The 22195-nt window shown below is 74.8% G+C and carries 20 protein-coding genes and 3 tRNA genes; 18 read left to right on the forward strand and 5 right to left on the reverse strand.

All coding sequences use genetic code 11. From position 1 onward, the window contains the following. Window positions 1–9 precede the first annotated feature (9 nt). From FJQ57_RS02735 to FJQ57_RS02745, 3 genes are read left to right on the forward strand one after another with little or no spacing between them, the layout of a single operon-like run. Window positions 10–1167, forward strand: a complete 1158-nt coding sequence (locus FJQ57_RS02735) for a DUF58 domain-containing protein (RefSeq protein ID WP_139977694.1) — start codon at window positions 10–12, stop codon at window positions 1165–1167. After that, the gene (locus FJQ57_RS23530; RefSeq protein WP_139977695.1) at window positions 1164–3542 is read left to right on the forward strand and encodes a transglutaminase-like domain-containing protein; all 2379 of its coding nucleotides are present in this window, start codon (window positions 1164–1166) and stop codon (window positions 3540–3542) included. Before FJQ57_RS02735 ends, FJQ57_RS23530 begins: the two co-directional genes overlap by 4 nt. A 49-nt stretch (window positions 3543–3591) precedes the next feature. Beyond that, complete coding sequence (locus FJQ57_RS02745) at window positions 3592–6075, forward strand: ATP-binding cassette domain-containing protein (protein WP_139977696.1); 2484 nt, start codon at window positions 3592–3594, stop codon at window positions 6073–6075. 87 nt (window positions 6076–6162) lie between these two features. On the opposite strand, the gene FJQ57_RS02750 is transcribed toward FJQ57_RS02745, so the two are convergent. Further along, window positions 6163–6633 (reverse strand): nitroreductase family deazaflavin-dependent oxidoreductase, encoded by a 471-nt coding sequence (locus FJQ57_RS02750; protein WP_139977697.1) that lies wholly within the window; start codon window positions 6631–6633, stop codon window positions 6163–6165. 92 nt (window positions 6634–6725) lie between these two features. Here FJQ57_RS02750 and FJQ57_RS02755 point away from each other — a divergent pair, with 92 nt between their 5' ends. The 3 genes from FJQ57_RS02755 to FJQ57_RS02765 all read left to right on the forward strand — a co-directional run bounded on the left by FJQ57_RS02755 (window position 6726) and on the right by FJQ57_RS02765 (window position 11320). Further along, the gene (locus FJQ57_RS02755) at window positions 6726–9128 is read left to right on the forward strand and encodes an FdhF/YdeP family oxidoreductase (RefSeq protein WP_139977698.1); all 2403 of its coding nucleotides are present in this window, start codon (window positions 6726–6728) and stop codon (window positions 9126–9128) included. A 75-nt stretch (window positions 9129–9203) separates the two neighbouring features. Continuing rightward, window positions 9204–10196 (forward strand): pirin family protein, encoded by a 993-nt coding sequence (locus FJQ57_RS02760; protein WP_246081553.1) that lies wholly within the window; start codon window positions 9204–9206, stop codon window positions 10194–10196. Continuing rightward, entirely contained in the window at window positions 10193–11320 is a 1128-nt protein-coding gene (locus FJQ57_RS02765) for a PAS domain-containing sensor histidine kinase (RefSeq protein WP_139977699.1), read from the forward strand. Before FJQ57_RS02760 ends, FJQ57_RS02765 begins: the two co-directional genes overlap by 4 nt. Here FJQ57_RS02765 and FJQ57_RS02770 read toward each other — a convergent pair. Continuing rightward, window positions 11307–12260, reverse strand: coding sequence for a hypothetical protein (locus FJQ57_RS02770; protein ID WP_139977700.1), 954 nt, complete (start codon window positions 12258–12260; stop codon window positions 11307–11309). The two genes, FJQ57_RS02765 and FJQ57_RS02770, sit on opposite strands and share 14 nt — an antisense overlap. Window positions 12261–12410: 150 nt before the next feature. Here FJQ57_RS02770 and FJQ57_RS02775 point away from each other — a divergent pair, with 150 nt between their 5' ends. The 9 genes from FJQ57_RS02775 (at window position 12411) to FJQ57_RS02815 (ending at window position 17186) form a co-directional block, all read left to right on the forward strand. Then, the gene (locus FJQ57_RS02775; RefSeq protein ID WP_139977701.1) at window positions 12411–13007 is read left to right on the forward strand and encodes a DNA-3-methyladenine glycosylase I; all 597 of its coding nucleotides are present in this window, start codon (window positions 12411–12413) and stop codon (window positions 13005–13007) included. Then, window positions 13004–14431, forward strand: coding sequence for an amidase (locus FJQ57_RS02780; RefSeq protein WP_139977702.1), 1428 nt, complete (start codon window positions 13004–13006; stop codon window positions 14429–14431). Before FJQ57_RS02775 ends, FJQ57_RS02780 begins: the two co-directional genes overlap by 4 nt. 104 nt (window positions 14432–14535) lie before the next feature. Continuing rightward, window positions 14536–14611 (forward strand) — tRNA-Thr (locus tag FJQ57_RS02785). A gap of 11 nt (window positions 14612–14622) precedes the next feature. Beyond that, a tRNA-Met gene (locus FJQ57_RS02790) sits at window positions 14623–14699 on the forward strand. 55 nt (window positions 14700–14754) lie between these two features. Next, window positions 14755–14925, forward strand: a complete 171-nt coding sequence (gene rpmG, locus FJQ57_RS02795; protein ID WP_139977703.1) for a 50S ribosomal protein L33 — start codon at window positions 14755–14757, stop codon at window positions 14923–14925. An 88-nt stretch (window positions 14926–15013) separates the two neighbouring features. Next, window positions 15014–15412: an FAS1-like dehydratase domain-containing protein gene (locus FJQ57_RS02800; protein WP_139977704.1), complete on the forward strand. Its 399-nt coding sequence runs from the start codon at window positions 15014–15016 to the stop codon at window positions 15410–15412. Then, on the forward strand, window positions 15412–15783 hold the full coding sequence (locus tag FJQ57_RS02805) for a MaoC/PaaZ C-terminal domain-containing protein (RefSeq protein ID WP_139977705.1): 372 nt from the start codon (window positions 15412–15414) through the stop codon (window positions 15781–15783). The genes FJQ57_RS02800 and FJQ57_RS02805 overlap by 1 nt, the downstream gene beginning before the upstream one ends. Further along, on the forward strand, window positions 15776–16117 hold the full coding sequence (locus FJQ57_RS02810) for an SMI1/KNR4 family protein (RefSeq protein ID WP_139977706.1): 342 nt from the start codon (window positions 15776–15778) through the stop codon (window positions 16115–16117). The genes FJQ57_RS02805 and FJQ57_RS02810 overlap by 8 nt, the downstream gene beginning before the upstream one ends. Before the next feature lie 10 nt (window positions 16118–16127). Further along, window positions 16128–17186: a UDP-N-acetylmuramate dehydrogenase gene (locus FJQ57_RS02815; RefSeq protein ID WP_139977707.1), complete on the forward strand. Its 1059-nt coding sequence runs from the start codon at window positions 16128–16130 to the stop codon at window positions 17184–17186. A 1-nt stretch (window position 17187) separates the two neighbouring features. Here the strand turns inward: FJQ57_RS02815 and FJQ57_RS02820 are convergent, their stop codons facing one another. From FJQ57_RS02820 to FJQ57_RS02830, 3 genes are read right to left on the reverse strand one after another with little or no spacing between them, the layout of a single operon-like run. Further along, window positions 17188–17781: a DUF4190 domain-containing protein gene (locus FJQ57_RS02820; protein WP_139977708.1), complete on the reverse strand. Its 594-nt coding sequence runs from the start codon at window positions 17779–17781 to the stop codon at window positions 17188–17190. A gap of 12 nt (window positions 17782–17793) precedes the next feature. Then, on the reverse strand, window positions 17794–18858 hold the full coding sequence (locus tag FJQ57_RS02825; RefSeq protein WP_281284218.1) for an adenosine deaminase: 1065 nt from the start codon (window positions 18856–18858) through the stop codon (window positions 17794–17796). Continuing rightward, window positions 18851–20059 carry a pyridoxal phosphate-dependent aminotransferase gene (locus FJQ57_RS02830; RefSeq protein ID WP_211348727.1) on the reverse strand — a complete coding sequence of 403 codons (1209 nt, stop codon included), beginning with the start codon at window positions 20057–20059 and terminating at the stop codon, window positions 18851–18853. The genes FJQ57_RS02825 and FJQ57_RS02830 overlap by 8 nt, the downstream gene beginning before the upstream one ends. Window positions 20060–20181: 122 nt before the next feature. Here FJQ57_RS02830 and FJQ57_RS02835 point away from each other — a divergent pair, with 122 nt between their 5' ends. The 3 genes from FJQ57_RS02835 (at window position 20182) to secE (ending at window position 22159) form a co-directional block, all read left to right on the forward strand. Then, window positions 20182–21612, forward strand: a complete 1431-nt coding sequence (locus FJQ57_RS02835; protein ID WP_139977710.1) for an APC family permease — start codon at window positions 20182–20184, stop codon at window positions 21610–21612. Window positions 21613–21759: 147 nt separating this feature from the next. Beyond that, window positions 21760–21832 (forward strand) — tRNA-Trp (locus tag FJQ57_RS02840). Between the two features lie 69 nt (window positions 21833–21901). After that, a complete protein-coding gene (gene secE / locus FJQ57_RS02845) occupies window positions 21902–22159 on the forward strand; it encodes a preprotein translocase subunit SecE (RefSeq protein ID WP_139977711.1) in 258 nt (85 codons plus the stop codon). The last annotated feature ends 36 nt before the right edge of the window (window positions 22160–22195 follow it).

A 22195-nucleotide genomic window follows, 5' to 3' on the forward strand; every position in this document is an offset into this window, starting at 1 on the left:
TGGGCGGGGGTGGCCCGCCCCCTGGGCCGCCTCCTGCTCGGTCTCGGCGTGCTCGCCCTGCTCGCCTCGAGCGTCCTGCACTGGCGCGAGCTGGTGGTGCTCGGCACGACCTGCCTGCTCGTCGTCCTGCTCTGCCTGCCGTTCCTGCTCGGCCGCACCCGGGTCAGCGTCGCCGTGCACCTCGAGCCGTCGCGCGTGGTCGCGGGCGGGTCGGTGGCCGGGGGCGTCGAGGTGGTCAACACCTCCGGCCGCCGGATGCTCCCCACGCTGCTCGAGGTGCCCGTCGGCGCCTCGGCCCACCGCTACGCGGTGCCCACCCTGGCCGCCGACGCCCGCCACGACGAGACGTTCACGGTCCGCACCGAGCGGCGGGGCGTCATCGGGGTGGGCCCGGCCCTGACCCGCCGCGGCGACCCGTTGGGCGCGTTCTCGCGCGACTCGGTCTGGGCGGCGCGCCAGGAGATCCTGGTGCGCCCGCCGCTGACCCCGCTCGGGGCGATGGGCGCCGGCCTGCTGCGCGACCTCGAGGGCGTCTCGACCGACGCGATCTCCCAGAGCGACCTCGCCTTCCACGCGCTGCGCGAGTACGTCCCCGGCGACGACCTGCGCCACGTGCACTGGCGGTCCTCGGCCAAGGCGATGGCCGCCTCGGGCGACGCCCAGCTGCTGGTGCGCCAGTACCTCGACACCCGGCGCAGCCACGCCACCGTCGTCGTCGACGACCGGGTCCGGGCGTGGGCCGACGAGGACGACTTCGAGACCGCGATGTCGGTGGCGGCCTCGATCCTGGTCCGCGCCGTCACCGACGACTTCGAGACCACCTTCGTGTGCGGCGGCACGACGTCCAGCGGGGGCGACGGCAACCTCGCCCTCGACGCCGTGTGCCGGGCCACCGCCGGCACGACCGGGCTGGTCGCGGCCGCCCGCCACGCCGTCGACCTCGCCCCCGACACCAGCCTGCTCTTCCTGCTCACCGGCGGTCCGGCCGACGGCGGCCTCGAGGACGTGCTGCGGGCCGCGGCCATCTTCCCGCCCGAGGTGCGTCGCCTGGCCCTGCTCGTCACCGGCGGCGCCGACCCCGGGGTCAGCGACGTCGGAGGCCTGAGCGTGCTGCGCCTCGGCGCCAAGGACGAGCTCGGCGCCCTGCTGCGCTGGAGCGTCTCGTGACCGGACCCGCCGTGCCCCCACCCCCGCCCGGCACCCCCTCGCGGTCGCGCCGGTCCCGTCGTCGTACGTCGGCGCGGGCGGGTCGGGCGACCACCACCCGCCGACCCGTCGCCACCGCCGGGCCGGGCTGGCGACCCACGCCGGCCGCCCTGGTCGACGCCGGGTTCGTGCTGGTGCTCGCCCTGCTGGCCCTGCTCGGCCTCCGCACGACGTTCACCGGCGCGACGCCGCTGCTGGTCGGCCTCGGCGCGGTGGCCGTCGCCCTGCTGCTGGTCGGGCTGGTGCGGGCGCTGCGCTGGCCGGGGATCGCCGCGGTGACGCTCGCCCTCCCGACCTGGCTCCTGGGCGGCTGCCTGGTCGCGGTCGCCGGGCCGGGCGCCGTCGCCGAGCAGGTGGTCGGCGGCTGGAAGGAGCTGCTCACCACCCTGCCGCCCGTCGACGGCTCGGGTGCCGTGCTGGTGCTCCCGTGGACGCTCGGCCTGGCCACCGGCCTGCTGGCCGGGCTCGCCCGCGACCTGCGCAGCGGGCCGCCGTGGCTGCGGTCGGGCGCGGTGCTCGTCGCGCCCGTCGCGCTGCTGGCCGTCGTCGTCCTCCTCGGCGTCTCCCGGCCCCAGTCGCTGTGGCTGCAGGGCTGCGCGTTCGCGGTGGTGGCCGTCGGCTCGGTCGCGGTGCGCGAGGCTCGCCGCGACCGGCCCGTCGAGGGCCACGACGCCGGACGGCTCCGGCGCGCGGTCGGCGCGACCGCCCTGGTCGGCGTCGCCGGCGCGCTCGCCGTGCCCCTGACCGGTGTCGCCTCGGCCGACGACGCGGGCCGGGTCTTCCTGCGCGAGGAGGTGCTGCCGCCGTTCGACGTGGGCCAGTACCCCTCGCCGCTCGCCTCCTTCCGCCGCTACGTCGAGGAGCCCGACGAGCCAGGCGTGCAGACGAGCCCCCAGAACCTCTGGGACACCACGCTGCTGACCGTCCAGGGCGCCCCGGCCGGCACCCGGCTGCGGATCGCGGCCCTCGACTCCTACGACGGCATCGTCTGGGGTGCCGCCGAGGACACCGACCCGACCACCACCGACGACGCCTTCCAGCGTGTCTCGACCACCATCGACAACCCGGCGCCCGGCCGGCGGGTCGAGGCCCGGGTGACCCTCGGCGAGGGCTACCGCGGGGTCTGGCTGCCCACGGTCGGGGCGCTCCAGGGCCTCGACTTCGACACCGGCGACCCGGAGGTCAAGCGGCAGTCGTGGCGCTACAACCTGGCCTCGGCCACCGCCGTGGTGCCCACCGGCGTCGGCCCCGGCGACACCTACCACTTCACCGCCGTCCTCCCGACCGACGGCGCCGACGTCGTCCGCGAGACCGACGTGCCCTCTGGGTCGGTCAACGACAACGTGTTCGCGGCGTCCTTCCTCGACACCCAGGCCGTCCAGTGGTCGGCCGGCGCCTCCGCGCCCATGGAGCGCGTCCTCGCCATCGCCGAGCACCTCAAGGTCGAGGGCAAGTACTCCGACGGCGTGCTCGAGGCCGAGCGGATCTACCACCCCGGTCACCACCAGAAGCGGCTCGGCGAGGAGTTCGCCGCCGCTCCCATCCCGGTCGGCAACGACGAGCAGTACGCCGCGATCATGGCCCTGCTCGCGACCAAGGTCGGCGTCCCGGCCCGCGTGGTGATGGGCGCCGTGCTGCCGGCCGACGGCGTGGTCCGGGGCAAGGACGTCTCGGCCTGGGTCGAGCTCCAGCTGGCCGACGGGTCGTGGCGCACCCTGCCCACCGAGGCCTTCATGGACGACGACCGGCCCGCCGAGCAGCCCCCCGTGGCCGAGCAGGAGATGAGCGGCACCGTGGTGCCGCCGCCCGCGCCCATCCCGCCGCCCTCGACCCTGGCCGACCAGAACGACGCCGAGCTGGAGGCCCGCAAGGTCGCCCGCGACGACTCCGACGACGGCGGCGGCCTGCCCGGCTGGGTGCGCTGGGTGGTGCTCGGCGTCGGCGGCCCGCTCCTGCTGGCCGCCCTCGTCGTCGGCACCATCCTCGGCCTCAAGGCGTGGCGCCGCCGGCGCCGCCGCCAGGCCGAGCGGGCCTCGGCACGGGTGGTCGGCGGGTGGCGCGAGCTGGTCGACCACGCCCGCGACCAGGGCCAGCCGGTGCCCGTCGGGGCCGGCCTCACCCGGCGCCAGCAGGCCCCGCACGTCGCGACCCCCGCCGCCGTCGACCTCGCCCGCCACGCCGACGGGCTCGTCTTCGGACCGGCCGAGCCCGACGACGAGGTCGCCGACCGGTTCTGGGCCCTCGTCGACGCCGAGCGGCGCACCATGAGCCGGTCCCTCACCCGACCCGCGCGGGTCCGCGCCGCCCTCAACCTGCGCTCCTTCCGGCGCCGGTGACCTCACCCGACCCCGCCCGTCCCGCTGCCGCTCTACGCTGAGGCCCGTCATGACGTCCGCTCCCCACGCCCGTCTCGTCGTCCAGACCGCCCGCGGCCCCCGCGAGCTCGACCAGGACCGGGTCGTCGTGGGCCGAGAGCACGACTGCGACGTGGTCGTGGACGACCCGCGCACCTCCCGCCACCACCTCGTCTTCGAGCGGCACGGCGGCGCCTGGTACGCCGCCGACACCAGCTCCGGCGGCACCTGGGTCGGCGGCCACCGCGTCCAGCGGCTCGCGGTCGGCCCGGTGACCACGACCTTCGCGCTCGGCGACCCGCACGGCGAGCAGGTCCAGGCCTGGACCCTCGCCGCAGCGCCCGCCCCCGCTCCCCGGCCCGCCCCCCGGCCTGCCCCCGGGCCCGCCCCCGCCCAGACCCCGGCGCACGCCCCGCCGCCGCCCCACGTGCCGACGCCGCCGCCCAGCGGCGCCGCGCCGGTGGTGGCCCAGCAGGTGCTGCCCCCGGGCCAGCTGGCCCACGGCCGCACCATGCTCCCGGGGCACGTGGCCCCCGGTCGGTCGGTGACGATCGGCCGCGACCTGTCCAACGACATCGTCCTCGACGATCCGCTGGTCTCCCGGTTCCACGCCCGGCTCGAGCTGGGGTCGCCTCCCCGGCTGCACGACCTGCAGAGCTTCAACGGCACCTTCGTCGACGGCCGGCGCCTGCTCGGCGCCGAGCCGCTGCACGCGGGGTCGGAGGTGATCGTCGGCAACCAGACGTTCCGCTGGGACGGCGCCCAGCTGGTCACCTCGGCCACCCAGCACGAGTTCACGCTGTACGCCGACGGCCTGTCGGTCGTCGTGGGCGGCGGCAAGCGGCTGCTCGACCACGTCTCCTTCACCTTGGCGCCGTCGTCCCTGACCGCCGTCATCGGCCCGTCGGGCGCCGGCAAGTCCACCCTGCTCGGCGCGCTCACCGGGCTGCGTCCGGCGACCCACGGTCGCGTCGTGTGGCAGGGCCACGACCTCTACGCCCACTACGACCAGCTGCGCTTCCAGATCGGGCTGGTGCCGCAGCAGGACATCCAGCACCCGCAGCTGAAGGTCCGCCAGGCCCTGTCGTACGCCGCCGAGCTCCGCCTCCCGCCCGACACCAGCAGCCAGGAGCGGGCCCAGCGGGTGCAGACGGTCGCCGGTCAGCTGCAGCTGCGCGAGCGGCTCGGCAACCGCATCGGCAGCCAGCTATCCGGCGGCCAGAAGAAGCGCGTCTCGATCGCGACCGAGCTGCTCACCGCCCCGCCGCTGCTCTTCCTCGACGAGCCGACCTCGGGCCTCGATCCGGGTCTCGACCTCGAGGTGATGCGCCAGCTGCGCTCGCTGGCCGACGAGGGCCGCGTGGTGGCGGTGGTGACGCACTCGGTGCTGGCGCTCGACGTGTGCGACAACGTGATGGTGCTGGCTCCCGGTGGCCGCATCGCCTACTTCGGGCCGCCGTCCGGGGTGCTCGCCCACTTCGGGGTGGCCAGCTACCCCGAGGTCTTCGACCTGCTCGACACCCCCGACCTCTGGTCGCGCATCGCCGCGCCCGCGCCGGCGGCCGACACCGGCCGGCTCCAGGCCCTCTCGGCCGCGGTGCCCCAGGCGCCCCACCAGTCGGTGGGCAAGCAGCTCTCGACCCTGGTGCGCCGCAACGCCGCCGTCGTCGTCGCCGACCGCCTCCTGCTCTCGATGCTGCTGGCCCTGCCCGTCGTGCTCGGGCTGCTCAGCCGGATCGTGCCGGGCGGCAACGGACTGTCCCTCGACGCCGCCGAACGGGTCTGCCCGCCGGGCGGCCAGCCCGACGGTGGGGGGCGCTGCCTGCTGCCCAGCGGCGAGACCGTGAGCCGGGTGCTCGAGCCCGGTGCCGGGGGCGAGCCCACCCAACGGCTGATCGTGCTCATCGTCGCCGCCTGCCTCATGGGCACCGCGCTGGCCATCCGCGAGCTGGTGGGGGAGCGGCCGATCTTCCGCCGCGAGTACGCCGTCGGCCTCTCGCCGGGCGTCTACTTCGCCAGCAAGATCCTGGTCCTCGGCTCGGCCGCGTTCGTCCAGGGCCTGCTGGTCACCGTCATCGCCACCGCCGGCCTGCCCGGGCCCGACGGCCGGCTCGGCGGCCTGCGGGTCGCGGTCGTGGTCGGCCTGCTCGCCACCTCGATGGTCGTGGCCGGGCTGACCCTGTCGGCGGTCGTGACCAGCACCGAGCAGACGATGCCCGCGCTGGTCGGCATGATCATGGTCCAGCTCGTGCTGTCCGGGTCGCTCTTCCAGATCCACGGCCGCCCGGTGCTCGAGCAGGTCGCCTGGCTCGCGCCCTCGCGCTGGGCCTACGCCGCCACCGCCGGGACCATGGGCCTGGACCGGGTCGCCGACGAGCGCTTCACCGGCGACGCGATCATCTCCAGCGGCCTCGGGCACTACCTGCTGGCCGTCGTGGTCCTCCTGCTCATCACCGCCCTGACCACCGCCGTCGGCTACCTGCTGGTCCGCCGCAGCGCCACCGGCCACGACTGACCCGCTCGCTCCGCCGCCGGCCTCGGGGGGCGTCGTACGAGGTGGCGGCCGGGGCGACCGGTTCGCATGACGCAGCACCGGGCCCGGTCAGCCCGTCGGCTCCAGCCAGAACACCGGGATCGTCCGCGAGGTGCGCTCCTCGTACTTGGCGAAGTCGGGCCAGGTGCGGAGCATGACCCGCCACTTCTCGGACCGCTCGGCGCCCTCGAGCTCGCGGGAGGAGACCTCGTGGTCGACGCCGTCGACCCGGACCGACGCGCGGCCGGCGGCACGCAGGTTGTGGACCCACACGGGCATGTCGGGCCCGCCGAAGTAGGACCCGGCGACCAGCCAGCCGCCGGCGTGGGGCACGCACAGCAGGGGCGTGGTGCGCGGGATGCCGCTCTTGCGGCCCGGCACGGTCAGGGCGAGGTTGGGCAGGCCGGCGATGTCGAGCAGCGTCACCCTGCCCCGCGAGGCGCGCTGCAGGCGGGTGTCGACCCAGACGATCTGCGGCAGCAGCCTCGGCATCCAGGAGATCGCGCCGATGCGGACGGCGAGCGGGGTGAGCAGGCCCATGCCGGGAGCGTAGGGCCGGCCGACCGCGGCACCCACCCCTTCCCACCCCCTGGGTGTGGGCGCGACGACCACGGGCGACGCAGGATGGAGCCATGCTTCGACCCCTGCGCGGCGCCCCCGAGGACGACATCGACGAGTCCGACCTGGAGGTGGGCTCGGAGTCCCACGCCGCGGCCGGTGCGACCGCGGTCGCGGTGGCCATGAAGCGCTCGATCGAGCAGATGGGCCCGAGCCGCACCGCCCGCACCCTGCTGCGCCTCAACCAGGTCGACGGGTTCGACTGCCAGGGCTGCGCCTGGCCCGACCCCGACCCGGAGCACCGCCACACGGCCGAGTTCTGCGAGAACGGCGCCAAGGCGGTCACCGAGGAGGCCACGAAGCGCCGGGTGGGTCGCTCGTTCTTCGAGCAGCACTCGCTCCACGACCTGGCCGACAAGACCGACTACTGGCTGGGCCAGCAGGGCCGCATCGTCGAGCCCTACGTACGCCGGGCGGGGGCGACGCACTACGAGCCGATCAGCTGGGACGACGCGTTCGCGCTGATGGGGGAGCGGCTGCGCGGCCTCGAGAGCCCCGACGAGGCGGTGTTCTACACCTCCGGCAAGACCTCCAACGAGGCGGCGTACACCTACCAGCTCTTCGCCCGCGCCTTCGGCACCAACAACCTGCCCGACTGCTCCAACATGTGCCACGAGTCCACCTCGGTGGCCCTGGCCGAGACGATCGGCATCGGCAAGGGGTCGGTCTCGCTGCACGACGTCGAGACGGCCAAGGTCATCGTGGTCGCCGGGCAGAACCCCGGCACCAACCACCCACGGATGCTCTCCGCGCTGGAGAAGGCCAAGAAGGCCGGCGCCACCATCGTGGCCATCAACCCGCTGCGCGAGGCCGGCCTGGTGCGGTTCAAGAACCCGCAGACCCCCAAGGGCTGGCTGGCCAACGGCACCGCACTGGCCGACGTGTTCCTGCCCGTCCGGGTCAACGGCGACCTCGCGCTCTGGCAGGGCGTCGCGGCGCGGCTGGTCGAGAAGGACGCGATCGACCACGACTTCGTCGAGCACCACACCCACGGCTTCGAGGCCTGGGCCGAGCACGCCCGGGCGGTCGACTGGGCCGAGGTCGAGAAGGCCTCCGGCCTGGCCCGCGCGCAGGTCGAGGAGCTGGCTGACCTGCTCGCCGGCTCCGACTCCACCGTCTACTGCTGGGCGATGGGCATCACCCAGCACCGCAACTCCGTGGCCACGATCAAGGAGATCGTCAACGTCGCGCTGGCCCGCGGCGACATCGGCAAGCCCGGCGCCGGGCTGTGCCCGGTGCGCGGCCACTCCAACGTGCAGGGCGACCGCACCATGGGCATCTGGGAGCGGCCCAAGCCGGAGTTCCTCGACGCCCTGCAGGCCGAGTTCGGGTTCGACCCGCCGCGCGAGCACGGGCTGGACACCGTCGACGCGGTCAAGGGCCTGCGCGACGGCCAGGTCAAGTTCTTCATGGCCATGGGCGGCAACTTCGCCTCCGCGGTCTCCGACACCGAGGTCACCGAGGCCGCGCTGCGCAAGGCCGACCTCACCGTCCACGTCTCGACCAAGCTCAACCGTTCCCACGTCGTCACCGGTCGCGAGGCGCTCATCCTGCCGGTGCTCGGCCGCTCCGAGCGCGACCGCACCGGCGGCCGCGAGCAGCGCGTCACCGTCGAGGACTCCATGTCGGCGGTGCACGCCTCCAAGGGCCCGCTGGCCCCGGCGGGCTCGCAGCTGCGCTCCGAGGTCGACATCGTGTGCTCCCTCGCCGAGGCCACCCTGACCGACCGCGCCGGCGCCCCGCAGCTGCCGTGGGCCGACTTCCGCTCCGACTACGCCACCATCCGGCGCAGCATCGCCAACGTGGTGCCGGGCTGCGCGGCGTACGACGAGAAGGTCGACCACCCGGGCGGGTTCGTCCTGCCCCACCCGCCGCGCGACTCCCGCGAGTTCCCGACCGAGGGCGACGCCGACGGCGCCGGGGCCGGCAAGGCGATCTTCTCGGTCAGCCCGCTCTCGGTCGTCCAGGTGCCCGAGGGCCGGCTGCTGCTGCAGACCCTGCGCAGCCACGACCAGTTCAACACCACGATCTACGGCCTCGACGACCGCTACCGCGGCGTGAAGAACGGCCGTCGGGTCGTGTTCTGCCACCCCGACGACATCCGCCACCTCGGGTTCGAGGACGGCGACCACGTCGACCTGGTCAGCGAGTGGGAGGACGGCTCCGAGCGCACCGCGCCCGACTTCCGGATCGTGGCCTACGACCAGCCGGTCGGGTGCGCGGCGGCCTACTACCCCGAGACCAACCCGCTGATCCCGCTCGACTCCAAGGCCGAGGGGAGCAACACCCCGACCTCGAAGTCGGTCGTGGTGCGCCTCGAGCGGCCCCGCGGCGGACGGGCCGGCGTCACCAAGGCGCCCTGCGCCGACCGCGAGCACGGCGACAAGCGCTGGACCGACCCGGTCCAGCAGAGCTGACCTCGCCGGGACGGGTGATCGGAAGCACCCCCGGGGCGGTCGGCACGATGGCCCTCCGGGTGCCACGATGTGCCCGTGAGCACCACCGAGCGTGACCCCGACGAGGTCACCTGCGCGCCGGGACCGGTCGACGGCGTCGAGGTGCTCGGGCCCCGCGACGTCCCCCTGGGCGGCCCGCGGGCCATGACGGTGCGGCGCACGCTGCCCTCGCGCGCCCGCAGCCTCATCGGCGCCTGGTGCTTCGTCGACCACTACGGGCCCGACCCGGTCGCCGGGCCGGGGGGCACGGGCGGCATGTCGGTGGCGCCGCACCCGCACACCGGCCTGCAGACGGTCAGCTGGCTGTTCACCGGGGAGATCGAGCACCGCGACAGCGCCGGCCACCACGCGTTCGTGCGGCCCGGCGAGGTCAACCTGATGACGGCCGGCCGGGGCATCAGCCACTCCGAGGTCTCCACCGCCGCCACCGAGGTGCTGCACGGCGCCCAGCTGTGGGTCGCGCTGCCCGAGGGCGCCCGGCACGGTGACCCCGGCTTCACCCACCACGCCCCCGACGCCGTGCACCGCGAGGGCCTCGAGGCCCGCGTCTTCCTCGGCTCGCTGCTCGGGGTGACCTCGCCGGTGTCCACCGCGACCCCGCTCCTGGGCGCCGAGCTGCTGCTCGAGCCCGGCGCCCGCGTCGAGCTCGAGACCGACCCGTCCTTCGAGCACGGCGTGCTCGTCGACACCGGCCGGCTCGCCGTGGGCGGCCACGACGCCGAGGCCCACGACCTCGTCTACGTCCCGCCCGGCGACGCCCGGCTCGTCCTCGTTGCCGGCGCCGAGCCGGTCCGGCTGCTGTTGCTCGGCGGGCCACCGTTCGGCGAGGCCATCGTCATGTGGTGGAACTTCGTCGGCCGCACCCACGAGGAGGTCGTGGCCTTCCGCGAGGAGTGGCAGGGCCAGGTGCACGGCGGGGCCGACGGGGCGACGTACGTCGACGGTCGGTTCGGCGTGCCGGTGGGCGACGAGCTGCCGCCGATCCCGGCGCCCGCGATGCCGCAGGTGCGGCTGCGGGAGCGCCGGTGACCGATCCCGACTGGCAGCACCGCCTGGTCGAGGCGCGGCTCCGCTCGCTCGTCGACTTCCACCCCGACGGGATCTTCACCCTCGACCTCGCCGGCGCGTTCACGACGATCAACTCCGAGGCCCTGCTGCAGAGCGGCGGCTACGCCGCCGACGACCTGCTCGGCCGCTCCTTCACCGAGCTGCTCCTCGACGAGGACCTGCCGCTGGTCTCCGAGCGGTTCGGCGAGCTGGTGGCAGGCAGGCCGCAGACCTTCGAGGTGCGGTTCAGGCGCGCCGACCGCTCCGTCGGCGAGCTGGAGATCATCGGGCTGCCCATCGTCGTCGACGACGCCGTCGTCGAGGTGTGCGGCATCGCCGAGGACATCACCGGTCGCAAGGAGTTCCAGCGCGAGCTCGACGACGCCCGGCGGGCCGCCGAGAGCGCCAGCGACGCCAAGTCGGCCTTCCTGGCCACCATGAGCCACGAGATCCGCACCCCGCTGACCGGGGTGCTCGCCGCGACCGAGCTGCTCGGCGACACCGGGCTGTCCCGCGAGCAGGAGCACCTGGTCCGGGTCATGCAGCGCTCCGGGCGCCGGCTGCTGTCGCTGGTCGACGAGATCCTCGACTTCTCCCGCATCGAGGCGGGGCGCGTCGAGCTCACCGAGACCGACCTCGACCTCGGCGCGCTCGTCGAGGAGACCGTGACCATGCTCGCCGCGGTCGCCGACGACAAGGGCCTCGCCGTCGTGCGCCAGGTCGCCCCCGACCTGCCGCGCGTGCGGGGCGACGCGACGCGGATCGGGCAGGTGCTGACCAACCTGGTCGACAACGCTGTCAAGTTCACCCGCGAGGGCCGCGTGGAGGTCGGCGTCGACACCGCCGGCGCGGTCGACGAGGCGACGGTGGCCGTCCGCTTCACCGTGGCCGACACCGGCATCGGGATGACCCCGGAGCAGCAGATCGACGTCTTCGAGATGTTCCACCAGGTCGACTCCTCCGTCACCCGCGAGCACGGCGGCACCGGGCTGGGCCTGGCCATCACCCGCCGCCTCGTGGCCCTGATGGGTGGCGAGCTGGAGGTCAGCAGCGCCCCCGGCGAGGGCAGCACCTTCGTCTTCGTGCTGCCGCTCAGTCGGGCGTGACGGCCTCGCCGAGCTCGGTGGAGACGGTCGTCGCAACCTGCTGCACCTGGCCGTCGACGACGTAGGAGACCTGCGTGGCCAGGTCGACCGAGGCGCTGCCGGGCAGCAGCCGGCCCAGCGACCCGGTCAGCCGGCCGCCGGCGGTGCCGCGGCCCGACCGGACCTCGACGCCCGCCACCTCGCCCGCGCGGTAGACCTGCTGCACGGCCAGGCCGAGCACGTAGTCGTCCCCGTCGAGCGACTCCAGAGTGTACGTCGCCACCTCGTCGACGTCCGCGCCGTCGACCCGGACGACCGAGGTCACCGTCCACGACGCCCCGGGCCCGACGGGGCTGGTCGGCCACACCGGCACGAGGCGGCGGAGCAGGACGCCGGCCTGGCGGGCGGGCCCCGCCGCCGCCGCGTCGTCGGGCGCAGCCGTGCCGGGGCCGTCCGGGCCGCCGTCGGTCGTGCCGTCGGCGAGCACCGCCACGTCGGTGGTGGTGCCGGCCAGGCCGGCGACCGCCTGGCGGACCCGCTCGACCTCGGCCGCCGGGGAGCCCTCGGCCCGCACCCGCGGCTCGCCGTAGGCACACGTGGCCTCGACCTGCTCGGCGGTGGCGGCCTCCACGGTCGTGGTGACCGGGACCGTCAGCTCCGGCACGTCGGCCGCCCGGCCGTCGCTCGTGACGCGCTGGGCGATGCTCAGGTCGGCCTCGGTGACCGCACCCGCGGTCGGCGACAGCGCGAGCACCCGACGCGGCTCGGAGCCCTCCTGCACGACCGAGACCAGCGCGCGTGCCCCCGCGGCGGTCGGGGTGGCCGTCGCGGGCGGCGGCCCGCCGCCGGACTGCCCGTCGCCCCCGGAGCACCCGGTCACCAGCAGCGCCAGCAGCGCCAGCACGGCCGGCAGCACCAGCACGGCCGGCGGGACGGCCGGCACGCGGGAGCGGGGGAGCACGCGCGCAGCATAGACAGCGGGGCCGACCCCCGGCCGTCGACGACCCCGGGCAGGGACCACCGCCCCCCGGGGCTGGGGCTTGGTGACCGCCGGGTGGTGCGCGCGGTCGGCGGGGGAGGGCTGTCGGTGGTCTCGGGCACGATGAGCGGCATGGGACCCCTGGTCGGTGACGACGGCGTGGCCCGCTGCCCCTGGGCGGGCGCGGCCCCGAGCACGATGCGCGACTACCACGACCACGAGTGGGGCCGACGCGTCCACGGCGAGTCGGCCCACCTCGAGCGGCTCACGCTCGAGGCCTTCCAGTCGGGGTTGTCGTGGTCGACGATCCTCGCCAAGCGGCCGGCGTTCCGCGAGGTCTTCTGCGGGTTCGACGCCGACCGCGTGGCCGCCTTCGACGACGACGACCACGCCCGGCTCATGGCCGACGCCCGCATCGTCCGCAACCGCCTCAAGGTGTCCGCGGCCATCACCAACGCCCGCGCCACCGTGGCCCTGCGGGCCGACGGGGGGCTGGAGGCGTTCGTGCACGGCTTCGCCCCCGCCGAGCCGCCCGCCTGGCACGACACCGACGAGATGGCCACGACGTCCGCGGAGTCCACGGCCCTGTCCAAGGGCCTCAAGGCCCGGGGCTTCGTCTTCGTCGGCCCGACCACCATGTACGCCCTCATGGAGGCCATCGCCGTCTTCGACCCCCACCTGGTCGGCTGCCACGCCCGCGGATCCGCGGCGCTAGCGTCCAACGCATGAACCACCCCGACCCGACCCCGCCCCGCCGCACCAGCGCCGTGGCCGACGACGCCCTCGGCACCCACGACACCGTCGGGCTGGTCGAGGCCATCCAGGCGCGCGAGGTCGGCGTGGTCGAGGTCGTCGAGGCCGCGATCACCCGCGTGCAGGCGGTCGCCTCCCGGCTGGGCGCGATGGCCTACACCGCTTACGACCGGGCCCGGGTCGAGGCCCGCGACCCCCGGGGCGGGTTCTTCGCCGGCGTGCCCACCGTGGTCAAGGACAACGTCGACGTGGCCGGCATGCCGACCCGCGACGGCACCGACGCGTGGACGCCGCGCCCGGCCCGCGCCGACGGCGACTTCGCCCGGATGTACCTCGCCACCGGGCTCGTCCCCCTGGGCAAGAGCCAGCTGTCCGAGCACGGCTTCTCCGCCACCGCCGAGCACCCGCGCCTCGGGCCGGTGCGCTCGCCGTGGTCCTTCGACCACGTCGCCGGCGCCTCCTCGGCGGGCGCAGCCGCCCTGGTCGCCAGCGGAGCGCTCCCCATCGCCCACGCCAACGACGGCGGCGGCTCGATCCGCATCCCCGCCGCGGTCAACGGCTTGGTCGGGCTCAAGCCGACCCGCGGCCGGCTGGCCCAGGACAAGCAGCTGCGCGAGATGCCCGTCCGCATCGTCTCCGACGGAGTGCTGACCCGCTCGGTGCGCGACACCGCGGCCTTCCTGCGCGAGGCCGAGATGGTCTACCGGCCGCTGTCGATGCCACCCATCGGCGACGTGACCCGGCCGGGCCCCAAGCGGCTGCGGGTCGCCCTCAACACCAGCGGCGTCGAGCACGGCGCCTCGCCCGAGGTCGCCGAGCTCACCCTGGCCACCGCGGCCCTGCTCGAGTCGCTCGGCCACCAGGTCGAGGAGGTCGACCCGCCGGTGCCGCCGGGCTTCCGCGACGACTTCCTGCAGTACTGGGCCACCCTGGCCTTCTTCCTCGTCCGCACCGGCCGCCGCGCCCACGGGCCGTCCTACGACCCGAGCCGGCTCGACGACCTCACCCACGGCCTCGCCCGGCACGCCGGTCGCCGCCTGCACCGCCTGCCCGGCGTCGTACGCCGCCTGCGCCGGGCAGCGGCGCTCTCGGAGGACTTCCACCGCCGCTACGACGTCACCTTGACCCCCACGCTCGGCGCGGTCACGCCCCGCGTCGGGCACCTCGACCCGACCCAGCCCTACGAGACGGTCATCGACCGGCTCGAGCGGTGGGTCTGCTTCACCCCGCTGCACAACGTCACCGGCGCCCCGGCGGTCTCGTTGCCGCTGGCCACCTCCGCCGAGGGGCTCCCCGTCGGCATGATGCTGGGCGCCGGCGCAGGCCACGAGGCGCTGCTCCTGGGCCTGGCCCTCGAGCTCGAGGAGGCCCGGCCGTTCCCGGTGCTGACGGTGCCGTGACGGTGCCGCCACAGTGCGCTGACCTGCGACGACGCGCGTCACACCGTCCGAGGGGCAACCGATTTCACGGATCGTCGGACCCGTGTGTAGTGTTCTCGCTCGTTGCCCCTTTAGCTCAGTCGGCAGAGCGTCTCCATGGTAAGGAGAAGGTCTACGGTTCGATTCCGTAAAGGGGCTCCACAAACCTTCGCGGCGGGGTAGCTCAGGTGGTTAGAGCACACGGCTCATAATCGTGGTGTCGCGGGTTCGAGTCCCGCCCCCGCTACCACGTACGACCCCGCGCCCTGCGGGCGCTCACCCAGACCGACGACCGAGGAATCACCGTGGCCAGCAAGAGCTCCGACGTTCGCCCCAAGATCACGCTCGCGTGCACCGAGTGCAAGGAGCGCAACTACATCACCAAGAAGAACCGGCGCAACGACCCCGACCGGATCGAGCTCGCCAAGTTCTGCCCGCGCTGCCGCAAGCACACCGCGCACCGCGAGACGCGCTGACCCTGCCGGCTCCCCGGCCCGCCGAGCCCGCCCCCGTCCCCGGGAGGCGGGCTCCGCTGCGTCCGCGGCCTGCGTTAGCGTCGGAGCCGTGGATGACTCCATCGTCGGTCGCACCTACCCGCCCGGCCCGCCCCACGAGGTCACCGAGGCCTCGGTGCGGGCGTTCGTCGAGGCCACCGGGGCGTCGTACGCCGGCGGGCCGGCCCCCGCGACCTACCCGATCGTCCCCGCCTTCGACGCCATGATGACCTTCCTCGACGCCGAGCAGGTCGACCTCTCGCGCATCGTCCACGGCGCCCAGGAGTTCCGCCACGAGCGGCCCGTCGTGCCCGGCGACGTGCTCACCGTCGCCCTCACCGTGGCCAGCCTCCGGGTGATCGGCGGCAACGCGATCGTCGGCACCCGCAGCGAGGTCACCGACGCCGACGGCGCGCTCGTGTGCACCGGCACCGCCACCCTCGTCCACCGCGCGGGGGAGGAGGCCTGATGGCCGAGCAGCTCGCCCCCGCGACCTACCGCGTGACCCGCGAGGCGCTCGTGGCGTACGCCGCCGCGAGCGGCGACCACAACCCGATCCACCAGGACGAGGAGGTCGCCCGCTCGGTCGGCCTGCCCGGCGTGATCGCCCACGGCATGTACACCCTCGCCCTGGCCGCCCGCTACGTCGACGAGGTCGCCGGCGAGCCGGGCCGGATCGCCTCGATCGGGGCCAAGTTCACCAAGCCCGTGGTCGTGCCCGCCGAGGGCGTCGACGTCGAGGTGGCCGGCACCCGCAAGGACGACGGCTCGATCGCCGTCACGGTGACCTGCGACGGCGTCGCGGTCCTCGGCCGCTGTGTGGCGGTGCTCCGTGCCTGAGACGGTGCGCTGGCTGCGCTCCCACGGCGACCTCGTCCTGCTCGGCACACCCTCTGGGGTCGCCGAGGCCGAGGTCCGCGCCCTCGAGGACCACCTCGGCACCCGTCTGCCCGCCGACCACCGCGCCTTCCTGGTGGCGGCCGACGGCTGCCGGCTGTCCTACGCCGTCCGCCTGCCGCCCGACGACCCCGCCGGCGAGCTGGTGTCCTTCGACGACCTCGTCGAGGTGCGCGGGCCCCACGGGCTGGCTGCCCAGTGGGACGCCTACCCGTCGTCCGCCTGGCTCGACCCCGGCCTGCCCGGCTGGCGCGACGAGCCGTGGGCTGCGGTCTGAGGTGCGCGCCGTGCCCGACCTCCGCGACCGGACGACCCTGCGCCTCGGCGGCCCCGCCGTCGGCTGGGTGACCGCGACGACCGAGACCGAGCTCGTCGAGGCCGTCTCCGCCGCCGACGCCGCCGGTGAGCCCGTGCTCGTGCTCGGCGGCGGCAGCAACCTCGTCGTGGCCGACGACGGCTTCGCCGGCACCGTCGTCGAGGTCGCCACCCGCGGGATCGTGGCCGACCACGACGGCGACGACCCCACCTGTGGCGGCGTCCTCGTCACCGTGGCCGCCGGCGAGTCCTGGGACGCCTTCGTCGCCCACGCCGTCGAGCGGGGCTGGACCGGCGTCGAGGCGCTCTCGGGCATCCCCGGCTCGGTCGGGGCCACCCCGGTGCAGAACGTCGGCGCCTACGGCCAGGAGGTCGCCCAGACGGTGGCCCGGGTCCGCGTCTGGGACCGGCGGCTGCGCGGCGTGCGCACCTTCACCGGCGCCGACTGCGGGTTCGGCTACCGCACCTCGCGCTTCAAGGCCGACCGGTACGACGACGCCGGCGGCCGCCACGTCGTCCTCGACGTGACCTTCCAGCTGGCCGTGGGCGGCCCCGACGCCCTCGGCGCACCGGTCGCCTACGCCGAGCTGGCCCGCACCCTCGGCGTCGAGCCGGGCCAGCGCGCCCCGCTGCGGGCCGTCCGCGAGGCCGTGCTCGGCCTGCGCCGCGGCAAGGGCATGGTGCTCGACGACGCCGACCCCGACACCTGGAGCGCCGGGTCGTTCTTCACCAACCCGGTCGTGCCGGCCGACCAGGTGCCCGACGGCGCCCCCGCCTGGCCCGCGGGCGACGGCCTGGTCAAGACCAGCGCGGCCTGGCTCATCGAGCACGCGGGCTTCGGCCGCGGCTGGGCCGTCGAGCCCGCCGCACCGGCCTCGCTGTCGACCAAGCACACCCTGGCCGTCACCAACCGGGGCGCGGCCCGCACCGAGGACCTGCTCGCCCTGGCCCGCGCCGTGCGCGACGGCGTCGAGTCGGCGTACGGCATCCGGCTGGTCAACGAGCCCGTGCTGGTGGGCTGCGAGCTCTAGCTCAGGGGCTGGTGGAGCCGGCGATCCAGAACGCGCCGATGAAGAACACCGCCACGGCCACGCCGGCCAGGCCGAGCACGGTGCCGATGATGCCGGTCACCAGGCCGGTCGTCGCGGCACCCTCGTTGCTGAACGTCCCGGGGCTGGCGGCCATCTCCTTGCGGGCCCGCAGCGCGAGCACGATCGCGAACGGCCCTGCGGCCACCCCGACCACGGCCACGCAGCACAGGAAGGTCGCGAACGCGCAGACCAGGCTGGTGATGCCGAGGCCCATCGCGGTGTTGGCGCCACCGTGCGGCCGCGCGAACGGGTAGCCGGCGTACCCCGGCACCCCGCCGTACGGCGTCGGCCCGGACGCCGCGGACCCGTAGGGCCCGGGCGGCGGCGACCCGTACGGCGCCCAGCCGACCTGCGGGGGTGGTGGGGGACCGGGCTGGCCCTGCTGGCCCCACCCCGGGGCGGGCGGCGCCTGGTCGCCGGACGGCGAGGCGGGCTTGGACAGGTCGGGCCTCCACCGGTCGCTGCTGCCGGGGGCCACCGTCGGGTCGTCGTGGCGGCCGGAGCCGTCGGGGCGGTCCTCGGGGGGCTGGGTCATGCGCGGATCATGTCACCGGGCCCGACCGCTGGACGCGGCGGCGTCGGCGGCCAGCCACGCGTCGACGTCGGCCAGGGCCGCGGTCCGCAGGTCCTCGGGGGCGCGGCTGGCGCGCAGCGACATCCGGGCCAGCTCGGCCAGGGTCGCGTCGTCGAGGTCGTGGGCCGCGCGCATCGTGGCGTACTGCCCGGCGAGCCGGGAGCCGAACAGCAGCGGGTCGTCGGCCCCGAGGGCGACCGTCGCGCCGGCGGCGAGCAGCGTCGGCAGGGGCACCGAGGTCAGGTCGGAGTAGACCCCGAGCGCGACGTTGGAGACCGGGCACACCTCGAGCGCGACGCCCGCGTCGACGACCCGGGCCAGGAGGTCGGGGTCCTCGGCGGTGCGGACGCCGTGGCCGAGGCGGTCGGCGTGCAGGGCGTCGAGGCAGGTGCGCACGTGGTCGGGTCCGCGCAGCTCGCCGCCGTGGGGCACCAGGGCCAGGCCCGCCCGCTCGGCGATGGCGAAGGCGCCGGCGAAGTCGGTGGTGCTGCCCCGGCGCTCGTCGTTGGACAGCCCGAACCCGACCACCCCGCGGCCGACGTACTGCGCGGCCAGGCGGGCCAGCGTGCGGGCGTCGAGCGGGTGCCGGGTGCGGTTGGCGGCCACGACGACGGCGATGCCGAGGCCGGTGCGCTCCGCGGCGTCGCGGACCGCGTCGAGCACCAGGTCGGTGAACGCGGTGATACCGCCGAACCGCGCGGCGTACCCGCTGGGGTCGACCTGGATCTCCAGCCACCGGCCGCCGTCACGCACGTCGTCCTCGGCCGCCTCCCGCACCAGGCGCCGCACGTCGTCCTCGGTGCGCAGCACCGAGCGGGCGACGTCGTAGAGCCGCTGGAAGCGGAACCAGCCCTTCTCGTCGGCCGCGCTCAGCTGCGGTGGCCACTCCGAGACCAGCTGGTCGGGCAGACGGATGCCGTCGCGCTCGGCCAGCTCGAGCAGCGTGGCGTGCCGCATCGAGCCGGTGAAGTGCAGGTGCAGGTGGGCCTTGGGCAGCGCGCGCAGGTCGCGCCCGCCGCCGCCCCCCACCTCAGGCAAAGAGCTTCTGCAGGCGCGTGATGCCCTCGACGATGTCGTCGTCACCCAGCGCGTAGGACAGCCGCAGGTAGCCCGGCGAGCCGAACGCCTCGCCCGGCACCACCGCCACCTCGGCCTTCTCCAGGATGTACTCGGCCAGCTCGGCCGAGGTCTCCACGCGGCGGCCGTCGTGCTCGCGGCCGAGCAGGCCCTTGACCGAGGGGTAGGCGTAGAACGCACCGCCCGGCATCGGGCACACGACGCCGTCGATCTCGTTGAGCATCGACACGATCGTCTGTCGGCGCCGGTCGAAGGAGGTCTTCATCTCGGCCACGGCGGTCAGGTCGCCCTCGAGCGCCGCGATGGCCGCCCGCTGGGCGACGTTGGCGACGTTGGAGGTGGCGTGGCTCTGCAGGTTGGTCGCCGCCTTGACCAGGTCCTTCGGGCCGATCATCCAGCCGACCCGCCAGCCGGTCATCGCATAGGTCTTGGCCACGCCGTTGACGACGACGCAGTTGTCGACGAGGAACGGGCACAGCACCGGCATCGAGCCGGTGTCGGCGCCGTCGTAGACGAGGTGCTCGTAGATCTCGTCGGTGAGCACCCACAGGTCGTGGTCCTCGACCCACTGGCCGATCTCGCGGATCTCCTCGGCGGTGTAGACGGCGCCGGTGGGGTTGGACGGCGAGACGAACAGCAGCACCTTGGTCTTCTCGGTGCGCGCGGCCTCGAGCTGCGCGACGGTGACCTTGTAGTCCTGGGTCTCGTCGGCCAGCACCTCGACCGGCACGCCGCCGGCGAGCTGGATCGCCTCGGGGTACGTCGTCCAGTACGGCGCGGGCACGATGACCTCGTCACCCGGGTCGAGCATCGCAGCGAACGCGGCGTAGATGGCCTGCTTGCCGCCGTTGGTCACCAGCACCTGGGCCGGCTCGACCTCCAGGCCGCTGTCGCGGCGGGTCTTCTCGACGATGGCCTGCTTCAGCTCGGGCAGGCCGCCGGCCGGCGTGTAGCGGTGGTTGCGCGGCTCGCGGCAGGCCTCGACCGCCGCCTCGACGATGTAGTCGGGGGTGGGGAAGTCGGGCTCGCCGGCCCCGAACCCGATGACCGGGCGGCCATCGGCCTTGAGGGCCTTGGCCTTCGCGTCGACCTTCAGCGTGGCCGACTCGGCGATGGCGCCGATGCGCTGGGAGACTCGTCTGTCGCGGGGGCTCGAGGTCATGCCCGACATCGTAGGGGCGCCGCCCGCGCCACCCCCAGGGCGCTTGCCGCGGTGGTCGGTCGCTCGGTCCGATGGGGCACCCGGTCGCGCCGCGCGGCCGGGTCCGACGGAGGGGGCACCCCATGACCGACCTCACCCGGGCCCCGGACGGCGTCGACGACGAGCCCGGCCTCAAGCGCACTATCAGCGGGCGCCTGCTGTTCTTCTACGTCCTGGGCGACGTGCTCGGCTCGGGCATCTACGTGCTCATCGGGGCGGTCGCCGGCGAGGTCGGTGGCGCCTTCTGGCTGGCCTTCGCCATCGGCGTCTCGATCGCCGTGGTCACCGGGGCGGCGTACGCCGAGCTGGTGACGAAGTACCCGCGCGCGGCCGGGGCCGCCCTGTTCGTCGACCGGGCGTTCGGCAACCGCGTGGTCACCTTCGTGGTCACCGTCAGCATGCTGGCCGCCTCGTTCGCCGCCACCGGGTCGCTGGCGACGGGCTTCGCGGGCTACTTCGCCGAGGTGTGGGCGCTCCCGCCGGCCCTGCTCGTCTCCCTCGCCCTGCTCGCCGTGCTGGCCGTCGTGCACCACCTCGGCATCACCGAGTCCGTCGTGGCCAACGCGGTGATGACCGTGGTCGAGGTCGCGGGCCTCCTCGTCATCACCCTGGTCGCCCTCGCGCTGCTCGCGAGCGGCGACGGGTCGCCGGGCCGGCTCACCGACTTCTCCACCTCGGGCAACGAGGCGTTCGCGGTGCTCGCGGGCGTCGCCCTGGCCTTCTTCGCCATGACCGGGTTCGAGAACGCCGCCAACGTCGCCGAGGAGACCGTGGACCCGCAGCGCTGCTTCCCCCGGGCGCTCATCGGGGGCATGGTCGTCGCCGGGATCATCTACGTCGTCGTGGCGGCCGGCACCTCGATGGTCGTCGACACCGCGACGCTCGCCGACTCCGAGGTGCCGCTGACCGAGGTGGTGGTCGCGGGCTCGGAGTCCGGCCTGCTGCCCCTCGGGGTCGGGGTGGTCACCGTGGTCTTCGCGCTCATCGCGATGACCGCCATCACCAACACCACGCTGGTCACCTTCGTGACCCAGCCGCGGATCCTCTACGGCATGGCCCGCGAGGACGTCGTCCCCGGCGCCTTCGCCCGCCTGCACGCCCGCCGTCGTACGCCGTGGGTCGGGTCGCTGTTCTCCGTCGCCGTCGTGGGCGCGCTCCTGCTGGTGGGCTCGGCCGTCTCGAGCTCCGGCTCCGACCTCGACCTGGTCACCACGCTGGCCGACGTGACCGTGCTGCTCCTGCTCGCGGTCTACTCCATGGTCATCGCCGCGACCTTCGCCCTGCGGGGCCGCGACGAGGGCCCGGAGGTCTACCACGCACCGCGTCCGGTCCTCGTGCTCGGCCTCGTCGGCAACCTGGCCGTCGCCGTCTACATGGTGGTCGCCGACTGGACCTCGTTGCTGTGGGTCGGGGGCCTGCTCGCGGTGGGGTTCGTGCTGTTCGCGGCCGAGTGGTTCCTCGGTGGTCGCACGCGCCCCGCCGGCGCCGGACGGGGCGACCCGTCGGCGCGCTGACCGCGCCTGCCGCGCGGGTCGGGGCATCCGTTTGGACGCGCCTCACCCTCGACCCGTAGACTCCACCAGCGGTGGACCTCCCCGATGGTCCGGCCTGCCCACGAAGCCCCGGCGTCGTGGTCGTGCGGACGGCGGGGGAGTCATCGGAGGGCACTAGCTCAACTGGCAGAGCATCGGTCTCCAAAACCGAAGGTTGGGGGTTCAAGTCCCTCGTGCCCTGCACGACAGGTTCCGCACGACAAGTGACGACAGCAAGGCGCCGCCCGGCGCCCAGTGAGAGGTGAGTGGCGTGGCGGACAGCAGCGCGGTGCGCGGGTCCAAGGACGACAAGGCCCGTGAGCCCCGCCGCCGCACCAGCATCCCGACGTTCTACCGCCAGGTCGTCGCCGAGCTCCGCAAGGTGGTCTACCCGACCCAGGAGCAGCTGGTCACCTACTTCTTCGTGGTCATGGTCTTCGTCCTCGTGATGATCGCCCTCGTGACCGCGCTCGACCTCGGCTTCGGCAAGCTGGCGTTCGAGATCTTCACCGGCGGCGACGACCTCTGAGTCGCGCGGGCACGCCGCTGCCCGTCCCGCCGCCCC

It is taken from the genome of Nocardioides litoris (assembly GCF_006346315.1).
GTDB lineage: Bacteria > Actinomycetota > Actinomycetes > Propionibacteriales > Nocardioidaceae > Nocardioides > Nocardioides litoris.

Coding starts and splice junctions, on each gene's coding strand:
- FJQ57_RS02745 (WP_139977696.1), top strand. CDS start 3,592: ATGACGTCCGCTCCCCACGCCCGTCTCGTCGTCCAGACCGCCCGCGGC.
- FJQ57_RS02750 (WP_139977697.1), bottom strand. CDS start 6,633: ATGGGCCTGCTCACCCCGCTCGCCGTCCGCATCGGCGCGATCTCCTGG.
- FJQ57_RS02755 (WP_139977698.1), top strand. CDS start 6,726: ATGCTTCGACCCCTGCGCGGCGCCCCCGAGGACGACATCGACGAGTCC.
- FJQ57_RS02775 (WP_139977701.1), top strand. CDS start 12,411: ATGGGACCCCTGGTCGGTGACGACGGCGTGGCCCGCTGCCCCTGGGCG.
- FJQ57_RS02780 (WP_139977702.1), top strand. CDS start 13,004: ATGAACCACCCCGACCCGACCCCGCCCCGCCGCACCAGCGCCGTGGCC.
- FJQ57_RS02805 (WP_139977705.1), top strand. CDS start 15,412: ATGGCCGAGCAGCTCGCCCCCGCGACCTACCGCGTGACCCGCGAGGCG.
- FJQ57_RS02820 (WP_139977708.1), bottom strand. CDS start 17,781: ATGACCCAGCCCCCCGAGGACCGCCCCGACGGCTCCGGCCGCCACGAC.
- FJQ57_RS02830 (WP_211348727.1), bottom strand. CDS start 20,059: ATGACCTCGAGCCCCCGCGACAGACGAGTCTCCCAGCGCATCGGCGCC.
- FJQ57_RS02835 (WP_139977710.1), top strand. CDS start 20,182: ATGACCGACCTCACCCGGGCCCCGGACGGCGTCGACGACGAGCCCGGC.